Origin of the sequence: Breoghania corrubedonensis (genome assembly GCF_003053845.1) — a bacterium.
Classification (GTDB): Bacteria; Pseudomonadota; Alphaproteobacteria; order Rhizobiales; family Stappiaceae; genus Breoghania; species Breoghania corrubedonensis.
The window spans coordinates 165,290-183,088 of the sequence record NZ_QAYG01000004.1 but is presented as its reverse complement, the minus strand read 5'-3'; the positions used below and the strand labels follow the sequence as shown (position 1 = coordinate 183,088).

Here is a 17,799-nt window from a genome sequence, read left to right as displayed (position 1 = left end):
GTATTGAACACACCAATTTTTATTTAGATATTCATACGTGAGAATGTGTATATTGAGGCAATCCTGCGGTTAACTCTGCTCTTGGCGCTGGGTATGGGTGCTTCACGCCCATCAGTCGTCTGCGTTAATTCAAACTGACAAGTACACATGCCCCTCCAGCCCGCGGGCGAGCGGTGGCGGGGATGAGTGCTTTATCTATGTGGAAGAATGTATCGCGCCGGCGCGATCTGAATGCGCCCATTTTCAACGAGACGGGGCGCCCACGCCGGCAAACGCCCGGTTTGCCGGGTCGCGGCAATGCCTCAAGGTGCCTGGATCACGATATCAAAGAGCCGGTTTGGGAAAGGCGGCGATGCCTGGGGCGCTACAGCCCGAACGTCACCCCGAAATGCGGGAGGCGCTCGGGCCAAGGCTTGATGGTGTTCAGCGCATCTGCAGGACGATCGGGTTGCTGCTTGCCGGATCTGTCCGTTCACGCAGGTCTCGGACCTCCTGGGATGTCACCGGACCGCCGGTGTTGCCCCACGAGGTGCGCACGAAGGTAAGGACCGCAGCGATTTCCTTGTCCGAAAGCTGCTCGCGGAAGGGCGGCATGCGATAGGAGTCCGGCACGCCGTCGGTGACGACCCGGCCCGATCCGTTGAGCGTCACATTGACCGAAGATGCGTTTTGCGGAGCGAGCGACGAAGTCGTGCCAGCCAGAGGCGGGATCCATGGTGTCTTGCCGCGCCCGTCGGCGGCGTGGCAGGCGCCGCATTTCGCCATGAAGATCCGGGCGCCCGGATTGTCCGTGCGGTTGGAGAGTGCAAGCTTCTCGTTGGAAGCCGCATCGTATTGCCAGGGCGTTCCATCTCGTTCGCGATCGCCGGGCAGCGACTTCAGATAGTGCGCGATCGCTGCCAGATCGTCGTCATTCATGAACTGGGTGGAGTTGTTGAAGGCATCGGTCATCGAACCGAAGACGACCCCATGCGCATTGCGGCCTTTCTTCAGGAACTGGACGACTTCATCCTCGCTCCATCGCCCTAGGCCAGTGTTATGGTCATTGCGCAGGCTGGGAGCGTACCAACCGTCCAGGAGCGCACCCGACAGATAGTTTCCGTTCGTCTCGTCGAGTGCTTTTTCCTGCATCACGGGGCCGCGCGGCGTGTGGCAACTGCCGCAATGGCCTGCGGCCTGAACGAGGTAGGCGCCTCGGTTCCACAGGTCGTCCTTGTCGGATTCGGGTTCATAGCGACCACTCTCGACGAAGGCGACATTCCAAAAAGCCAGCGGCCAGCGCGTGTTCAGGGGCCACTCGATGGTGTTCGCCCTGTTGGCCATACGAACCGGTTCCACCCCCTTCATGAAGAAGGCATAGAGCGCGCGAACGTCCTCGTCGGAAAGCTTGACGTAAGATGGATAGGGCATCGCCGGATAGAGACGCGCGCCGTCGGGCGTGACACCTTGGCGAACGGCCCGGTCGAAATCGGCAAGCGTATAGTTTCCGATGCCGGTCTGCGGGTCGGGGGTGATGTTGGTCGTGAAAATCGAGCCAAGCGGCGTCGCCATTTCCAACCCCCCGGCGAAGGGGGCACTGTCGGGCGTGCTGTGACAGGCCACGCAGTCGGCGAGGCGGGCGACATATTCCCCCCGCGCGACAAGGTCGTTTGAGATCTCGGCGCGAGGTTGGCCATCGAACGGGGATGAGGGGAGGCGGGTCACGAACCACGCCACGATCGCCGCGGCGATGACGAGCACGACGAGGAGAATTGCGAGTGCTTTCTTCAAGCTGCTTTCCGTTCTTTGAACTTGCATCGTTTGCGCAGTGGTGCTCCGCCGCAACGCTGCAGGAATTGGGAACAGGACAGACCGCACCCGCGACAAGAACCGGCTCCGTGCGTCACGAAGCCGGCCCCCATCGGGTGCGGAGTGCCGGCCTAGGCATCGAATGTGAGCTTGGAGAGCGGCATGCTGCGGACGCGTTTGCCCGTCAGGTGCGACACCGCATTCGTGATCGCGGGGGGAACCGCGGGAAGGCCCGGCTCGCCGATGCCGCCCATCTTCTCTCCGCTTTCGACAATGCCCACATGCACACGCGGCATCTGATCCGGGCGCAGGATCGGGTAGAGGTCGTAGTTGCGGGCCTGCGGCTCGCCCTTTTCGTAGACCGTATCCTCGAGCAGTGCCTGAGACGTGCCGAGCGCTGCCGCCGAATTGATCTGGGCCCCGATGATCGCCGGATTCACGATGCTGCCCGGATCGATGGATTCCCAGATATCATGCACGACGACTTGGCCTTCGCGGATAGACACTTCCGCGATCGCCGCAGTGTGGCTGCCGAAGGGCGATGCCATGGCGATGCCGCGGGCGCGTTTCGTTCCGTCCTCGGCGTCGAATGGTCCGCGCTTCCAGCCCCCCGAAAGATCGACCACGTGCTGTAGCAAGGTGCTCAGGCGCTGGTTGCCTTTCAAAAGGCGCATGCGCAACTCCAGCGGGTCGATGTTTCCCTTGTCCGCCAGCTCGTCCAGGAACGCCTCGTACAGGAAGTCGTTCATGGAATTGCCGACCGAGCGCCAGTAGGCGATCGTGGTGTGATTTTTCACGTAGATCTGGGAAATCCTGCGGTTGGGGATCGCATAGGCCTTGCCGGTCAATCCTTCAACGGCGGTGGGGTCGACCTTGTCGGGGTTATGCCCGAAAACCGCCTCGGTCGGTCCCTCGCAGGCGCTGACGATATCCAACGCCTGAGGCATTCCCTGTTCGTCGAGGCTCGCCCGCATGCGGACCGCTGCCATCGGGCGCATCGGGTCGCGCAGGAACTCCTCCTCGCGGCTCCAGATCACCTTGACGGGCCGGCCGACGTCCCGGGCGAGTTTGATTGCCTGGGGATACGGATTGGCCTCGGGGTAGAGGAAATGGCGTCCAAAGAAGCCGCCAAGGATCGGTGAATGGACATTGACCTTCGCAGCCTCAATCCCGGCGACCTTGGCGATATTGGCCTGAAACTGTTCGGGAGCCTGGTTTGGTAGCCAGATATCGAGTGTGCCGTCGTCGTTGAATCGTGCGACGGTGGACGGCGGCTCGAGTTGGGCGTGATGGAGGAATTGGCTGAAATAGGTCGCCTCGACGACATTTTCCGCCTTCTGAAGGACACTGGCGGCATCGCCTTCCTCTTCTGCGACCTTGCCTTCTCCGGGCTCATTCGCGAGACGTTCGCGGAATGCGGCCGTGGAGAAATCCGCAGGCATGTAGCGCTTGTCGGTGCCTTGTGCTCCCGGATCGCTCCACTCCACCTGAAGCGCCTCTACAGCACGTTTGGCATTCCACCAGCGTTCCGCGACCACGGCGACCGCGCCGTCGAGCGTGTGCACCGAATGGACGCCCGTCATGCCGCGCACCGTATCCTCGTTGCGGATATGCCCGGCGGTCAGGCCGAGCCGCGGGGCGTGCTGGACTGCGGCGTGCAACATGCCGTCGACCTTGACATCGATTGCATAGACGGCGCGTCCGGTCGATTTGTCTCGTACGTCGAGCCGTGCGACCGGCTTGCCGATCCAGGAGAAGTCTTCTTGCTTCTTCAGCGTGACGCTGTCGGGATCGGGCACGGGAAGATCCATCGCGGTCTCGGACAGGTCGCCGTAGCTCACTTTTCGGCCGGACGCCGCGTGAACCACCTGGCCCGGCTCGGTCGCAAGCTCGCCAAGCGGAACTTCCAGTCGGCTCGCAGCCGCCTGAAGCAGCATCTGCCGTGCGAGCGCGCCCAGGCGACGCATCACGTCGAAACTGGAGCGCACCGACATGCTGCCGCCCGTGACCCGGCCGAACGGCGCTCCCATGACCTTGTAGTCTTCACCGGCGGGTGCGTTTTCGACCAAGAAAGCGGCGGGATCGGCATCGAGTTCCTCACCCACGATCTGTGCCATCGCGGTGAATATGCCCTGGCCGCCCTCGTTGAACGGGCTCAGGAAACGTATCGTGTTGTCGGGGCGGATTTCCAGGAAGGCCGGCACGCGCGTGCCCGGCGCCATGCCGGCTTGTTGCGCACGGGCGGGGGCGGCCGGCAGGCCGACACTCAAGACAAGGGCGCCCGCCGTAACGCCGGCAGTGGCGAGAAGGAACCCGCGGCGGGAAATGTTGGTCGGCGTCGGCGACGCGAGATCCCCGCGTTCAAGGTTTTTTGTGTCGAGCATTGCGTTCACCCTTCCTTCGTCTCGCCGGCAAGATCGCGAATTGCCGCGCTGATGGCGTTGTAGGTGCCGCAGCGGCACAGGTTGGTCATCGCCGCGGCGATCTCGTCATCGTTCGGATTGGCGTTTTCCTTCAGCAATGACGTCGCTGCCATGACCTGGCCGGACTGGCAGTAGCCGCATTGCGGAACCTGATGGTCGACCCAGGCCTCAACGACGCGCTTGCCGATTTCGTCCTCCTCGATTGCTTCGATCGTGGTAATCCGGCCACCGACGACGCTGGCGAGAGGCGTCACGCAGGAGCGTGTGACCACGCCGTCGACAAGGACGGAGCACGCACCGCACTGGGCAAGGCCGCAACCGAATTTCGTTCCCGTTAATCCGAGTTCGTCCCGGATGACCCAAAGCAGCGGCGTTTCGCCGTCCGACTGGACCTCATAGGACGTGTCGTTGATCGTCAGTTCCATGGCTAACTCTTCGTGTTTGGCTTGGTCTAAGGTCTTGGCAATGATCTGGAAGTCCGGACGGGACGTGGTGGTGGCGTGCCGGGAGCCTTTGGCATCCTGAACGATCATCGGTGCGGGCCGACTTTCCACAAACGTGCGGACCGAACGACGCAAAGCACCAGATTTCAGGCTGCCCGTGGCTCAAAAAAACAAATGACGGTGACAAGCGCCCGGATGACGACGCGCTTGATGGCACTGGCGTGACACGCCGGTGCCTTCACTGTGGTATTCAGCGCTATTTAGGTGCGACAATTTGGACGGGAAGTGCCGGGGGCAGAAAATTTCCACAAAGTTCAATCATCAAAAAGTGAAAAGTGGACGGTTAGGATGCCATGACGTGAATTCCAAAGCGGAATTCCAGGTCGATATTATGGTAAGTATTTGTAGTAGAATGTGTATTTTCATTTTCCCATGAAATTGGGCGGATATCGTTTTGCCGGTGATCGTAACGCCGCTTTACGAGCTTTCGCGTGCGCCATGACGATTGCGGTTCGACCCGAACAGAATATCGTCAACTGGTGCGAGCGGGCCGGCGTCGGCATGCCGACCCGCGTCGGTCTCTGATCCCTTCAGCGAAGTGGAGAAGCAAGCGGAATTGACGTCGCCCTGGATACGGCGTCGGCGATGCCGGGCGCTGCAACGAGGATCGGGTTTCCCGTGTACAGACCTTCGCCGGCCAGATAGTCATTCGCGATCGCGCCTGCCTCGCGTGCGAGCAACAGCCCCGCCAGGCAATCCCAGGCGTTGATGTGGAGTTCGGCATAGGCGTCTGAGCGCCCGTCCGCCACATAGGCGATGGCCAACGCCCCGGAAGAGGCCCGCCGCACATTGGTTCCCAGATCCAGAAGCCGTGCCAGTCGGTCCAGATAGACCGTGTTGTCGATCCGGGACGACCAGCCGAGCTCGACGCTCGCACGGTCGAGCTGTTTCGTTGCCGCGGCGCGGATGGGGCGGCCGTTCCGGCAGGCGCCTTTGCCGACTTGCGCGAAATAGGTCTCGTCGAGGGCGGGATTGTGCAGGCCGCCAAACAGGATGCGGTTGTTTTCGACAAACGCGATACTCACGGCGAAATGCGGAATGGCGCGCGCGAAATTCGCCGTGCCGTCGATCGGGTCGACAACCCATAGTCGGGGGGCGAATTGAGCACCGGTTTCCTCACCCAGAAACCCGTCGCCGGGAAAAGCCTCCGCAAGGTGCTCGCGTATGTGCGTCTCGACGCGGGCATCGTATTCCGTGATGAAATCCTGCGGCCCCTTTATTTCGATCGGCGCACCCGCTTCCATCTGGCGGAACCCCTCCATCGCGATCGAGCCGGCTGACGCCAGGAGGCCGCGGCAGAATTGCGCGCGCGCTTCGATCTCGTCCCGGTTCAGTTCGGGCGAAAGGGCAGGGCGTTCGTTCATTGTATTGTCCTGTTTTCGTTGTTGTATCGTGATGCACTGCTTGGCGCGCCTTGGCTAACGGCCGATCTTCGCAAGGACGTCGGCGCGCAGGAAGCGTTCGACGACAAACATGAAAGCGATTGAGGGCGCCAGCAAGACAAGCGCCGTGATCGATGCGATCTGGTAGTTGCCGCCCGCGCCGGCGGTGTAGAGCAGCAGCGGCAAGGTGTTCACGTCCGGCGCGCCCACAAAGTACGTCCCGGTGAATTCGTCGAGGCTTTCCAGAAAGACGAAGATTGCGCTTGCGAGAAGCCCCGGGGCGGCAAGCGGCAGGTCGACGTCGAGAAACGCCCGGAAAGCACCGGCGCCCACGGTGCGCGCCGCTTCACTCAGTTCGTTGTCGACGGCTGCGAAGGCGGCCGTGCCGATCCACACGGCGTAGACGAGACCGTGACTGGTGTGGACGAGGACCACGCCAAGCACCGTTCCATTGAGGTCAAGCTCATAGAATATGCGGGCGAGATTGACGTATATCGGCAGGTTGGGAAAGGCGTTCGGGATCAGCAGCGCGAGCAGGATCAGGGCGCGAAACGGCAGCTTGAGCCGTGCCAACGCGTAGCCGGCGGGAATGGCGAGTGCCAGCGACAGGGCCACGGTGAGCGCCGCCACGCCGACGCTGGTCAGCAAGGCATCGACAGCTCCGCCGCGTGGTGCGAAGACCTTGGCCCAGTAGGAGAAACCATAGCTGATGGGGAAAGTGTGGGGGAAATACCAGCTTTCCGCCACCGCCCAGAGCAGCAGGTTCGCCAGTGGCCCGAATATGGCGAAGGCGAGCAGCCCGAGAAGGATACCTCGCGGTGCCCAGCTCCAGTCGATGTGGCGGGCCATGCGCGGGGCGGGGGCGGCGAGGACTTCGTGCGAAACCGTCATCGTATGTTCTCCTTCAAGGTTGCGCGCAGATAGATCCAGGCGACGAGACCCGTAATCGCGAAAGAGACAAGACCGAGAACGTTGGCGACGCCGTAATCGCCATAGGCGTTGATGCGAAAGGCCATGTTGACGGTGATCATGGTTGGTGAATGGGGATTGAGCATCAGCGGCACGGAGAGCACCGACATCATGGTGACGACCGACAATGTGAGCGCGACCATGAGGGTGGAGGCGACCTGCGGCAGAACGATTTCCAACAGGAGGCGGATGCGGGATGCGCCCAGGTTGCGGGCCGCCTCGATGGTGCCTCTGTCGAGCGAGGCCATGGCGCCGGCGAGCAGCAGCGTGACGAACGGCACCTGTTTCCAGACAAAGGCGATGACAACGCCGCGCCAGTCGAGGAAGCCGATCGTATCCATTGGCGAGACGGCGCCGGTGGATACGATGAGATTGTTCATCAGCCCGTTCTTGGCGAGGAAGGTGCGCAGGATCTGGCCGACGACGATGAAGGGCACGAAGAGCGGCCAGCGATAGAGCCAGCGCAGCAGCGCGACCGCGCGGGCGTTCGTCCCAAGTGTCAGATATCCGGAAAAAAGGACGGAAATCAGAGCGATGAGAAGCGCCGACAAGGCGATGATCACGAATGTGAAGGCTATGTCGCGGCTGTAGAGTGCGTAGGTCTTCGAGACGTTCTCCAGACCAAAGCCTGCATCCGTGCGAAAGGCGCCGAGGACAGCCTCGCAAAGAGGGATGAGGAAGAGCAGGACAACGACCGCCAGGGCAGGCGCGATCAGGACGAGGCCGAGGAAGTTTCGGGGCGCTTTGGGGGGCATGGGCGGCTCAAGTAGTAAGGGAAGACCGCCCGGCCGGAGCTTTGTGCTCCGCAGCCGGACGGCCGGGCTTCGGGATCTGTACCGTGGAGATCAGTTGTTCACGGTGCGCTCGTAGGTTTCCAGGATGCCGTCGAAATAGGCCTTGATCGGAAAGGCGTTGCCGCGCGACGCAAGCTCTTCCGGCGTGATGTCGGTAAAAAGCTTCTGCCAGGTGGCGTCATCAAGCTCCGGCTTGACGTTGTCGGCATCGATGCCCGGATACCAGTTGAACTTCTTCACGATGCCTTCGGCCTGTATCTTCGGGCTCGTCGCCAGTTCGATGAACGCCCTGGCGAGGTCTGCATGCGGCGCCTTCGCGGGAATGGCGTAATACATCGGCTGGCCGGGCATGCCGGGCTTGGGCAGCAGCAGCTTCAGGTTCGGCGGCAGCTGGCCGTTGGCCTGCCAGGAATAGAACATGTCCACCCAAACCGGGCCCATGGCGATCTCGCCGCGGCTCAGCATGTCGAGCGTGCCGGCATTCCCGGGCGTGAACGAGACGTACTGGTTGAAGTCCTTGAGCTTCTTGAAGGCGTCGGCCTGCTTGTCCATTTCGGACTTCTCGAAGGGCCCGTTCTCAAGCATCGCGGCATCCTGGCCGAAAGCATAGACCCAGCCGACGACGAACGACACGCCGGACATGCCGCCCTTGATGCCATTGTATCCGAACTGCTTGGGATGGGTCTTGGCCCACGCGGCGAGTTCCGCGTAGCTCTGCGGCGGGGTCTTCACCAGATCGGGATTGTAGGCCAGCGCCGTCTGGCTGTTGAACATGGGCATGACATAGCCCTTCACGTCCGCACCAAGCGCCTTGTCGGCATTGGCGCGGGTCACCAGCTTGCCGGTGTCGATGTCATCGCGGTAACGGGCGATAAGGTCGCCCTCGACCAGTCCGCCGGCGGCCTTCTGGTGGACGACGATGACATCGCTGTCCCATGTCTCCTTGCCGGCCTTTTTCTGCGCTTCCAGGCGCTCGATGATCTTTTGCGAGCCGGCATCGCCAGGCCCGGTGCCGACGGCACGAACGTGAACGCCGGGATGCGATTCCTCGAAGATCGGCGCCAGGTAATTGTTCACGTAATCGACCATGTTCTGGTCGCCGGCGGTGATGACCGTCAGGTCTTCGGCCACGGCCGGTGCGGCGGAGATGACCAGGGCGGCTGCCGCGGTCCCCAAGATCCAGTTGCGCATTGTATCCTCACTGTTGCGGTTGGGAGGTCAGATTTGCGTGCGACGTTCATGTTCCGGCGGGCCGCGGCCCGCGAGGTCCGCCGGCTCGGGAGGCGGGCGCACTCCCTGATCGTTCGCCTGCCTCTCAGGCGAGCCCGTCAGGCAGGCGAAAAGAGAAAAAGGTCTTCTGCGGCGACGCGCAGGTTCACAGCTTCGCCGGGCGCGAAGGATCGCTGGGCATCGGCGACGACAGAATGGCTTCCAAGCGAGACGACATGGCGCCATGCGCCGCCGGGGTAGCTCGTCTGTTCGACACGGCCCTTGAAAATGACGGCGCCATCGCCGCCGGGTTCGGTTCCGGTTTGCGGCTGGTGGGGGGTCAGTTCCACGGCCTGCGGGCGAAAGCGGGCTTCGACGGGGCCGGAAACCAGCGGGTTGGAGGGGATCGGCAAGGATGCCCCCTCGCAGAGGTCGTTCGCGTGGACATGTAGCCCCGCGCCCGATTTCTCGATGCTCAGCGGAAGACAGTTCTCCGCGCCCATGAACGCAGCGACGAATGCCGAAGCGGGCCGTTTGTAGACGTCTTGCGGCGTGCCGACCTGGGCTATGGCGCCCTCGTTCAGGATGACGATCCTGTCGGCCATGACCATCGCTTCCTCGCGGTCGTGGGTGACGTGGATGGCCGTTGTGCCCAGCCGGCGTTGAAGGGCGATGATTTCGTGGCGCACGGTGAGCCGGATGCGTGCGTCGAGATTGGAGAGAGGTTCGTCCAGCAGCAGGATATCCGGCTGGACAGCGAGCGCCCTGGCCAACGCCACGCGCTGTCGCTGACCGCCGGAAAGCTCGGCCGGTTTGCGCTGCTCCAGACCGCCAAGTCCGAGTTGCATCTGCAATTCGCCGACCCGGCTGGCGATATCCGCCTTCGCGCGGCCGGCGAGTTTGAGGCCGTAGCCGATATTCTGGGCAACGCTCATGTGTGGCCAAAGGGCATAGGACTGAAAGACCAGCGCCATGCCCCGCTTGTCCGGGCCGAGCCGGGTAACGTCGCGGCCTGCCACACGGATTTCGCCGGCATCGGGTTTGGCGAAACCGGCAAGCGTTCGCAAAAGGGTGCTCTTGCCGCAGCCAGACGAGCCGAGCAGCGCGATGAACTCGCCTTTGAAAACGGAAAGGTCGATGCCTTTTAAAACCCGCGTGCCGGCATAACCGGCCTCAAGTCCGCGAATGGTCAGGAAATCGGTTTGACCCGCATCGTGTCCGGCGTCCTCCTCCCCGCCTTTGCGAAGGGACCGGGCTTGCGCGATTGCGCTCGGCATCATGTTCATCGTCGCTCCTGCAAGGCGGCGCCGGCCTGGACTGCGTAATGCACGCGTGTGCAAATTCTGTTTCAATCCAGCGCCGACTTCTTTCGGCTACTTCCGTGTTGCAACCGTCAGGAGGGACAGTATCCGCCTTCTGTGACAACTGATTGAACCTTGCCAAAAACACACCTAGGATCTGCACGCGTGTTCAATGCGGTGGGCATCATGATGGACCAAAGTGGCGGCAAGAGCTTTGTCAACGCGAAGCAAGTGGCGGAACTCGCGGGGGTTTCACGATCGGCCGTGTCGCGAGCCTTCACGCCGGGGGCGAGCATCTCCGAGGAGAAGCGGCGCCGTATCGTTATGGCCGCCGAGCAACTCGGCTACCACGTCAACCATCTCGCGCGCGGGCTCATGGGGGTGCCGAGCGGAATCGTGTGCATCGTCGTTTCTGAACTCGACACGCCCTATCAATCCCGTTTGGTGCGCCGTTTGGTGGAGCAACTGCAGGCGGAGGGCCGCATAGCGGTCGTGCTGGCGGCCTCGGTCGCCGCGTCCAGCCTGCAGGCCGCGCTGACGCGGGCGCTGAACTATCGCGCCGAAGCGACGGTCGTGCTGTCGGGCAGCCCGTCGCAGTCCATCGTGCGCACCTGCGTCGAAAGCGGCCAGCGCCTTCTCCTCATCAATCGCGACGACCGGATGGAGGGGACATACAATCTGCGCACGGACAACGAGATGGCGGCCCGTACCGCGTTGCACGCCTTTCTGCGTGCCGGCTGCCGACGGCTGGCCGTGGTCACTTCGCAGGCACGCACGCCGAGCCTGGTTGCTCGCGAAGAGGCTTTCCGCGCCGCCGCCGATGGCGAGGGGCTGGACGTGCGCGTGTGGGCGCAGGGGCCGACCGGTTATGCGAGCGGTCTTGCCGGGGCGAAGGCGCTTCTCGCGGGCCGGGACCGGCCGGACGCGGTGTTCTGTGTCACCGATCTGCTTGCCTGCGGCTTCATGGACGGCGCGCGTCAGAGCTTCGGCTTGCGGGTTCCTCAGGAAATTTGCGTCATCGGCTTTGACGATATCGACCAGGCAGAGTGGGAGGCGTATCGCCTGACGACGTTCCGGCCACCGCTGGACGAGATGGTTCGCCAGGTGGTGGATCTCGTGGTCATGCCGAACGGTTCTCTCGATGTCAGCAGGGAGAGCCTTTTGGAACCGACATTCGTCTGGCGCTCGTCGGTGAGGCCCGCGCACGCAGAAGCGTGATGCTACAGGCTTGTTCCATCACTCTTGGCGGGGCTCCGCAGTGTATGTGTTTTTGACGGATGTATCTTACTGTTGCAATAAATAATTACTAATGTAATATGAGCGGTGTTGCCGCATATGATTTTATATTTTGGCAACGAATAAGCTTAATAAATTAATATTTAAAAAATAATTGCAAACCCGTCGCTTTGGCGACGAGGGTTTGTTGGGTGGAAACTTATTATGTCATGTTCTGGCATTACAAATTCCGTCTTATTGTATTATGACGACTATCATACCCCGGTCGCGCCGATCGGACGCCTTTACAAGAATATATTTCCTTTGGAGATCCTGTTCGATGGTTCCGAGGGGCGGCGCGAGGCCGATTGCGACCACGCTGTCTGGGACAGGACCGACCTGTTCGTCGCCGAAGTCCTGACGCGGGCCATTCGTGCAAATGCGCGATACCAGGATGGTTACAACCTCTCCGCGGCCTTGTCCCGGCCCGCGCTGGCCAGCGTTGTCGCCGGCGTTATCCGCGAACGCGGCACAGACCTCCTGATCCATGGCTTTGCAGGTAACGATCAATTGCGGTTCGAAGCCGCGGTTCTGTCTCTGTGTCCCGACCTGAAGATCTCGTCGGTCGTTGACATTCTCGGAAGTCAGACCCGGGCAAATGAAAACGGATTTACCCGCAGCGGCAATATCTGGGGCGAGACGCTGGAAGCCGGCGTTCTGGCAGATCCCGGTCATAGCAGCAGGGAACTGGTTTTTCCCACAGCGGTGCTGGCGCAAGAACGCTCGACGATGATCGAGTTGCAGTTCGAAGCCGGGCTGCCGGTTGCGCTCGACAATCGTCGTCTGCCTCTCACTGAAATCATAGAGAGCCTCAACCGGATCGGGCGGGAAGGCGGTATCGGTTGGCATGATCTGGTGGAGGATGGCTATGTCGGACTGAAGTCCCGGGCCCTCTATTTCAGTCCTGCGGCGGACATCATCCTCGCGGCTCATTCAGATCTTACACGCTTCACCGGTTCGCGCGCGGACAACATGTTTCGCAAGATCGCCGAAGCAGAGTGGTCGCGCCTTGTCTACGACGCGGGGTGGTTCGATCCGTTGCGCGAAAATCTCGACGCCTATTTCGAGGCGGCCGACAGGTGGGCAACGGGCACGGTAACCATCGCCCTTCACTGCGGGCAAATTCGCGTCGTCGCCAGAACAAGCTTCCAGTCCCTCTACGACGAGACATTTGCGATCTACCGGGCCGGGCAGGATTTCGGCTCCGACCTGATCCGCGGTCTGCGTGACCAGGTGGTTCTAAACGGACAGATGAACATGCGCCGTAAGGAGGCAGTGAAATGCGACGTCTGATGTGTCCGCCGACCTATTTCGACATCGAATACGAAATCAACCCCTGGATGAATACCGCCAACAAGGTCGACCCGGAGCTGGCAAAAACCCAGTGGGACGACTTCGTCGCTGCGTTGAAAAGGCTTGGCGACGAGGTGGATTTCATCGAGCCCGACCCGCGTTGCCCGGATATGACGTTTGCCGGTGATGGCGGGCTGGTCGTCGACAATCATTTCGTTCCAAGCAACTTTCGGGTTCCCGAGCGCCGGCTCGAGGCCATGCACTATGTGAAGTGGTTCTCGGAAAAGGGCTATGAGATCGCCGAGTATGACGAGACTGTTTTTTTCGAGGGGCTTGGCGATGTCGTCTTTCATGGCAAGCGCGCGGTGCTTGGCCATGGGATACGCTCCGATATTCGATGCCTGGAGATCCTGAAGCGGTTTGTGCCGGATCTCGAGATCCTTTGCGAGATGCGAATTGTCGATGATCGCTTCTTTCATCTGGCGATGGCGCTCGCCTTTCTCGATGACGACACCGTCCTCTATTATCCCGATGCCTTCGATGCGGAGAGTGTCGAACGTCTGAAAGCGTCCGTCCCCAACGCCATTGCTGCCAGCACGGAAGACGCTTGCGAGTACTTCGCCTGCAACAATCTCGTCATCGGCCGGAAGGTTCTCATCGACAACGCGAGTGAGGGTCTTCGTGCGAAGCTCGCCGAGCATGGTTTCGAGTGCGTTGTCTGTCCGATGTCCGAATTCAAGAAGAGCGGCGGCTCGTTGAGGTGTCTTGTCCTCTCGTTCGTGGATACGGGAGGCGCATCGCAATGACGACGGTTCTCGGTATCAACGCGGTCTATCACGAAAGCTCCGTCGCTCTGGTGGTGGACGGTCGGCTGGTGTCGGCGGTGGAAGAGGAGCGGTTCAACCGGGTAAAGCACGCCAAGCCTGCACGCGTGGACAACGCCGATGAGCTTCCCGTTCGCGCGATCAAATGGTCTCTTTCGCATCATGGTGTTGACGTGGCAACGATTGACGCCGTTGGTCTTTCCTTTTCCCCCGCGCTGCGGCGTGCCGCGTTTCACGAGGATCCGCTCGGGCGGGAGGGCAGTTGGGGGAGTCTTTCGGGTGAGCAGGCGTTCATGGCCAGTCTTGAAGCCACGCCGGCGGCTGTGCGTGCCGCGCTGGGGCCGCGCTTTCAAGGGGACATCGTTCCCATTCCGCACCATCTGTGTCATGCGGCATCCGCATTCTATCCCTCCGATTATGACGATGCGGGCGTGCTCGTGGTCGACGGGATCGCTGAGAATGCCTGCGCCGCGATCTTCGATGCGGACGCGGACGGGCTCAGGGAGGTCGACACGGTCGACTATCCGCATTCGCTTGGCTTCCTGTGGGAGAAATTCAGCGAGTATTTCGGGTTCACCGAATATGATGCCTGCAAGAGCATGGGGCTTGCTGCCTATGGCGATCCGACCCGGTTTCGCGAGGCGGTTGGAGCGATCCTGACCGTCGAGAGTGATGGGCGCTACCGCGTCGATGACGAGATCCTGCGGTTTCGTCTTCCCGAGTTCGCGCCCATGGAGACGCATTTCGGGCCCCGGCGGCGCAAGGGGGAAGAGTTCCGGCAGGCCCATTACGACATTGCGGCCAGCCTTCAGGAAAAAACCGACGAGGCCATGATCGCGCTCGTCAGGCGAACGCTTGATCTGACCGGTCGAAGCCGCCTGTGTCTTGCCGGTGGCGTCGCGCTCAACTGCGTTTCCAATACAGCGATCCGAGAAGCGTTTCCGGATTTGGAAATCTTCATTCCCACGGCTCCGAACGACGCGGGGACGGCGATGGGAGCCGCCTTGCACCTGGCTGCCCGGTTCGCTCCTGAGCGACAGGCGAAGCCGTTGCTATCGGCGCGCGCCTATCTCGGTCCAAGCTATGGCGATATTCCCGTTCCGTCGCAAATCGCGGCCGACGCCCCGCCAGCCGGTTGTTCCTTCGATGAGCTTTGTGCGGACGTCGTGGATCTTCTTTGTGAGGGAAAAGTCGTCGGCTGGTTTCAGGGGGCGATGGAATTCGGGCCGAGGGCCCTCGGAAATCGGTCGCTGCTCGCCGATCCGCGGCGGGCCGACATGCGCGACATCCTGAACCGCAAGGTCAAGCATCGGGAGATCTTCCGCCCATTCGCGCCGAGTGTTCTCAAGGATCAGGCCGGTGACTGGTTTGAACTTGGCAAGGACAGCATGAGCTACGGCTACATGCTGTTTGCGGTGAAGGTTCGCGAAGGGCAAGGGGAGCGGATCCCGGCTGTTCTTCATGCCGACGGGACGGCGCGGGTACAGTTGGTCTCCAGAGAGCAGAACCCGGAATTCTGTCGATTGATCGAGGCCTTCGCCCGTCGCACCGGTGTGCCCATGCTCCTCAATACTTCTTTCAACGACAACGAGCCCATCGTGTGCAGCCCCGAGGATGCGCTGAACACGTTCCGCAAAACGTCGATCGACGCGCTGGTGCTTGGTACCAACCTGATCCGGCGCTCCGCTATGGTAGAGGTCGTGTGATGAGCGACGTCGTGACCGTTGTGACCGACAGTCCAGCCTCTACTCAAGAGGACGCGCCCGATAGCAGGGTGCGCGTGGAAGAGAGAGTCTGCGGGTGGCTCTCGGCGGTTTCGCTCGAGGATCGGGAGATCGAGCTCTTCGACGGTGAGCGGTCGCGGCGTTTCACGATGGATGAGGTCGCGGCGCCAGCCGACCAACGTCTGTGCCCCGGTTCCGCCGTGGAAGTCCGGTTTACGGAGATGGGCGAGGCGGTTCCCTGCGCGCGTGGAGTACGGGTACTCGGCGCGGCGACGCCGTCGGCGAACGACAGGGCGGCGGACCGCCGGTTTCTGGAATTTCGCGATCAAGCATTCCACGACCGTTTGATGTTTCGCCACCAGGTGTGGCTGGCCCTGTCCAATCTCCTCTCGCAGCGCGGGTTTCTACATATTGAAACCCCGATCCTGTCGCATCCGTCCACGAGCGGGGCACAGGAATTCTTGACGACCTCGCGCAAGACGGGCCAATCCTATGCTTTGCCGCAGTCGCCGCAGGTTTATGGTCATCTGCTCGCTATCGGCGGGGTTCGGCGTTATTTCCAGTGGGCGCGCTGCTTCCGCGACGAGGATCTCAGATCCAACCGGCAACCGGAATTCACCCAGCTTCATCTGGAAATGGCCTTTGTGGACCGAGACACCCTCAAGGGCGTTATCGAGGAGATCGTGGCCTGCGCTTTTGAGCTGGCGGGCCGGACCTGTGCCACGCCCCTCCACATGACCTTTGATCAGGCGATGGCACAATTCGGGTCCGACAAGCCGGACATGCGGTTTGCTTGTGATTTCCGACAACTTCCAGTTCGTCTTGATGAGGGCGGGGAGGGTCTGTTCATTGCGGCTCTGCCCGCAGGGTTGACCTTATCGCGGGGTCTTGAGGAGAAAGCGGCTGCACTGGCGCAAAAGCGCAAGGTCCGGTTTGTCACGAGTTGCCGATTTGATGCGCTGAATGGTGCCAGTTTGCCGCTTCAGTGCGATCTGGACACACTACGCGCGCGGCTGCAGACGGGTAACGGCGAGGTTGTCGACGGCAATGATGTGCTGGTCTTTGCCGGCGATTGGCGGCAGCACCTGAGGATTTCGAGGGCTCTTTACAAACTGTTCAAGGAAGAGACCACGACCACCAGTGCGATGGACAGCCTGGTCTGGGTCACGGGTTTTCCCATGTTCGAACCGGATACGGAGCAAAAGGGGCGCCTTCGGTGCGCCTGCCATCCGTTCCTGCAGCCCGAAGATGAGGCCGCCTTTCTCGCTGCCACACGCAATGCGGAATATCTCGCGTTGCGTGGTCAAGCCCTCGATCTCGTGTTGAACGGAGAGGAGTTGGGGTCGGGATCCATGCTGATTAGCGACAAGGCGATCCAGACCCGTCTCTTCAATGTCCTCGGCCAGTCGAAGGCCGAGATACGGCAACATTTTGGCGCGATGGTTGACGCGTTGCAGACGGGCGCGCCGCCGATCGGCGGCTTCGGGCTTGGCTTTGACAGGCTCGTGGCCGGGCTGACTGATTGCCCTCATATCCGTGATGTCATGGCCTTTCCCAAGAGCAAGCAAGGAAAATGCATGGCTTTTGGTTCGCTCAACGACAGTTAGGTCGCGTTTTGCTCATACGGTGAGCAAGAGGCAAGAATTCAGGAGACAAGAGATAAGCCGAAGTGGCGAAACTGGTAAACGCGCAGGACTCTAAATCCTGTTGTTCGGGGTAGCCTTTGACTTGAGGTATATGCGCGGAAACTGCCGAGCATGCGAGCTGGCCCAATGGTTCTTTGTCAGGCCGGTAAGACGAAAAGTGGTTGGGGCGTGCGGCCGGAGACTCGACCGGCGCTGGCGTTTCCATCGAGAAGCCGCAGGACGTCTGACCCCTCGCATATTTGCACCTTGGTCAACGAAAGGCCCTGAATTTGCGGGTTCGATCCCCGTCTTCGGCGCCAATTTTCAGGAACATCGTAACGTGCAGCGGCGATGTCGCAGGCAGCTGCGGAAAGGAGGTGATTTAATGGCTCTTTAGATGGTTTAGATGGCGCGCACCGTTGCCACCTAGCTGGAGTAGGCCCGCACGACGTAGCTCGTCGGCGTCTAGCTGGTCTAGGCGGCATAGGCAACCCAGGCCCTTCATATGTAGAAGCAGGCCTAGGGCGCTTAGGTCGATGTCTAGAAGGTCTAGATGGAACGCGCTTAGGCCGTTTAGGCACTTCAGGCTTAGCAGGGGAAAAAGTAATCCCTCACGTGAAGCCGGTTGACACCGACATCCCACGAACTGGGCGGTGACGCTTGTGTTCCTCGCGGCGCTCGAATGGAGG

13 protein-coding genes are annotated in these 17,799 nt (G+C 61.3%); 5 read left to right on the top strand and 8 right to left on the bottom strand.

Features of this window, described 5'->3' with window-relative positions:
• Window positions 1-423: 423 nt before the first annotated feature.
• The 8 genes from C8N35_RS13060 to C8N35_RS13025 form a co-directional block, all read right to left on the bottom strand.
• On the bottom strand, window positions 424-1,770 hold the full coding sequence (locus C8N35_RS13060; RefSeq protein ID WP_210203513.1) for a c-type cytochrome: 1,347 nt from the start codon (window positions 1,768-1,770) through the stop codon (window positions 424-426).
• A 149-nt stretch (window positions 1,771-1,919) separates the two neighbouring features.
• Window positions 1,920-4,172 carry a xanthine dehydrogenase family protein molybdopterin-binding subunit gene (locus C8N35_RS13055; protein ID WP_107990143.1) on the bottom strand — a complete coding sequence of 751 codons (2,253 nt, stop codon included), beginning with the start codon at window positions 4,170-4,172 and terminating at the stop codon, window positions 1,920-1,922.
• Between the two features lie 5 nt (window positions 4,173-4,177).
• Window positions 4,178-4,636, bottom strand: coding sequence for a (2Fe-2S)-binding protein (locus tag C8N35_RS13050; RefSeq protein ID WP_107990300.1), 459 nt, complete (start codon window positions 4,634-4,636; stop codon window positions 4,178-4,180).
• A gap of 608 nt (window positions 4,637-5,244) precedes the next feature.
• Entirely contained in the window at window positions 5,245-6,078 is an 834-nt protein-coding gene (locus tag C8N35_RS13045; protein ID WP_107990142.1) for an inositol monophosphatase family protein, read from the bottom strand.
• Window positions 6,079-6,132: 54 nt separating this feature from the next.
• The gene (locus C8N35_RS13040) at window positions 6,133-6,945 is read right to left on the bottom strand and encodes an ABC transporter permease (RefSeq protein ID WP_107990299.1); all 813 of its coding nucleotides are present in this window, start codon (window positions 6,943-6,945) and stop codon (window positions 6,133-6,135) included.
• A 38-nt stretch (window positions 6,946-6,983) separates the two neighbouring features.
• Window positions 6,984-7,820, bottom strand: coding sequence for an ABC transporter permease (locus tag C8N35_RS13035; protein ID WP_107990141.1), 837 nt, complete (start codon window positions 7,818-7,820; stop codon window positions 6,984-6,986).
• Window positions 7,821-7,910: 90 nt separating this feature from the next.
• A complete protein-coding gene (locus tag C8N35_RS13030; RefSeq protein ID WP_107990140.1) occupies window positions 7,911-9,050 on the bottom strand; it encodes an extracellular solute-binding protein in 1,140 nt (379 codons plus the stop codon).
• A 137-nt stretch (window positions 9,051-9,187) separates the two neighbouring features.
• On the bottom strand, window positions 9,188-10,354 hold the full coding sequence (locus tag C8N35_RS13025) for an ABC transporter ATP-binding protein (protein ID WP_245926781.1): 1,167 nt from the start codon (window positions 10,352-10,354) through the stop codon (window positions 9,188-9,190).
• Between the two features lie 201 nt (window positions 10,355-10,555).
• On the opposite strand from C8N35_RS13025, the gene C8N35_RS13020 reads away from it, so the two are divergent.
• From C8N35_RS13020 to C8N35_RS13000, 5 genes are all read left to right on the top strand, one after another.
• Window positions 10,556-11,587: a LacI family DNA-binding transcriptional regulator gene (locus C8N35_RS13020; RefSeq protein WP_107990297.1), complete on the top strand. Its 1,032-nt coding sequence runs from the start codon at window positions 10,556-10,558 to the stop codon at window positions 11,585-11,587.
• A gap of 321 nt (window positions 11,588-11,908) precedes the next feature.
• Window positions 11,909-12,937 (top strand): argininosuccinate synthase domain-containing protein, encoded by a 1,029-nt coding sequence (locus C8N35_RS13015; protein WP_170122095.1) that lies wholly within the window; start codon window positions 11,909-11,911, stop codon window positions 12,935-12,937.
• Window positions 12,925-13,743: a dimethylarginine dimethylaminohydrolase family protein gene (locus C8N35_RS13010; RefSeq protein ID WP_107990138.1), complete on the top strand. Its 819-nt coding sequence runs from the start codon at window positions 12,925-12,927 to the stop codon at window positions 13,741-13,743. The genes C8N35_RS13015 and C8N35_RS13010 overlap by 13 nt, the downstream gene beginning before the upstream one ends.
• On the top strand, window positions 13,740-15,467 hold the full coding sequence (locus C8N35_RS13005) for a carbamoyltransferase family protein (protein ID WP_107990137.1): 1,728 nt from the start codon (window positions 13,740-13,742) through the stop codon (window positions 15,465-15,467). Before C8N35_RS13010 ends, C8N35_RS13005 begins: the two co-directional genes overlap by 4 nt.
• A complete protein-coding gene (locus tag C8N35_RS13000) occupies window positions 15,467-17,092 on the top strand; it encodes an amino acid--tRNA ligase-related protein (RefSeq protein WP_107990136.1) in 1,626 nt (541 codons plus the stop codon). Before C8N35_RS13005 ends, C8N35_RS13000 begins: the two co-directional genes overlap by 1 nt.
• Window positions 17,093-17,799: the final 707 nt, after the last annotated feature.

Coding starts and splice junctions, on each gene's coding strand:
- C8N35_RS13055 (WP_107990143.1), bottom strand. CDS start 4,172: ATGCTCGACACAAAAAACCTTGAACGCGGGGATCTCGCGTCGCCGACG.
- C8N35_RS13050 (WP_107990300.1), bottom strand. CDS start 4,636: ATGGAACTGACGATCAACGACACGTCCTATGAGGTCCAGTCGGACGGC.
- C8N35_RS13045 (WP_107990142.1), bottom strand. CDS start 6,078: ATGAACGAACGCCCTGCCCTTTCGCCCGAACTGAACCGGGACGAGATC.
- C8N35_RS13040 (WP_107990299.1), bottom strand. CDS start 6,945: ATGGCCCGCCACATCGACTGGAGCTGGGCACCGCGAGGTATCCTTCTC.
- C8N35_RS13035 (WP_107990141.1), bottom strand. CDS start 7,820: ATGCCCCCCAAAGCGCCCCGAAACTTCCTCGGCCTCGTCCTGATCGCG.
- C8N35_RS13030 (WP_107990140.1), bottom strand. CDS start 9,050: ATGCGCAACTGGATCTTGGGGACCGCGGCAGCCGCCCTGGTCATCTCC.
- C8N35_RS13025 (WP_245926781.1), bottom strand. CDS start 10,354: ATGAACATGATGCCGAGCGCAATCGCGCAAGCCCGGTCCCTTCGCAAA.
- C8N35_RS13020 (WP_107990297.1), top strand. CDS start 10,556: ATGATGGACCAAAGTGGCGGCAAGAGCTTTGTCAACGCGAAGCAAGTG.
- C8N35_RS13010 (WP_107990138.1), top strand. CDS start 12,925: ATGCGACGTCTGATGTGTCCGCCGACCTATTTCGACATCGAATACGAA.
- C8N35_RS13005 (WP_107990137.1), top strand. CDS start 13,740: ATGACGACGGTTCTCGGTATCAACGCGGTCTATCACGAAAGCTCCGTC.
- C8N35_RS13000 (WP_107990136.1), top strand. CDS start 15,467: ATGAGCGACGTCGTGACCGTTGTGACCGACAGTCCAGCCTCTACTCAA.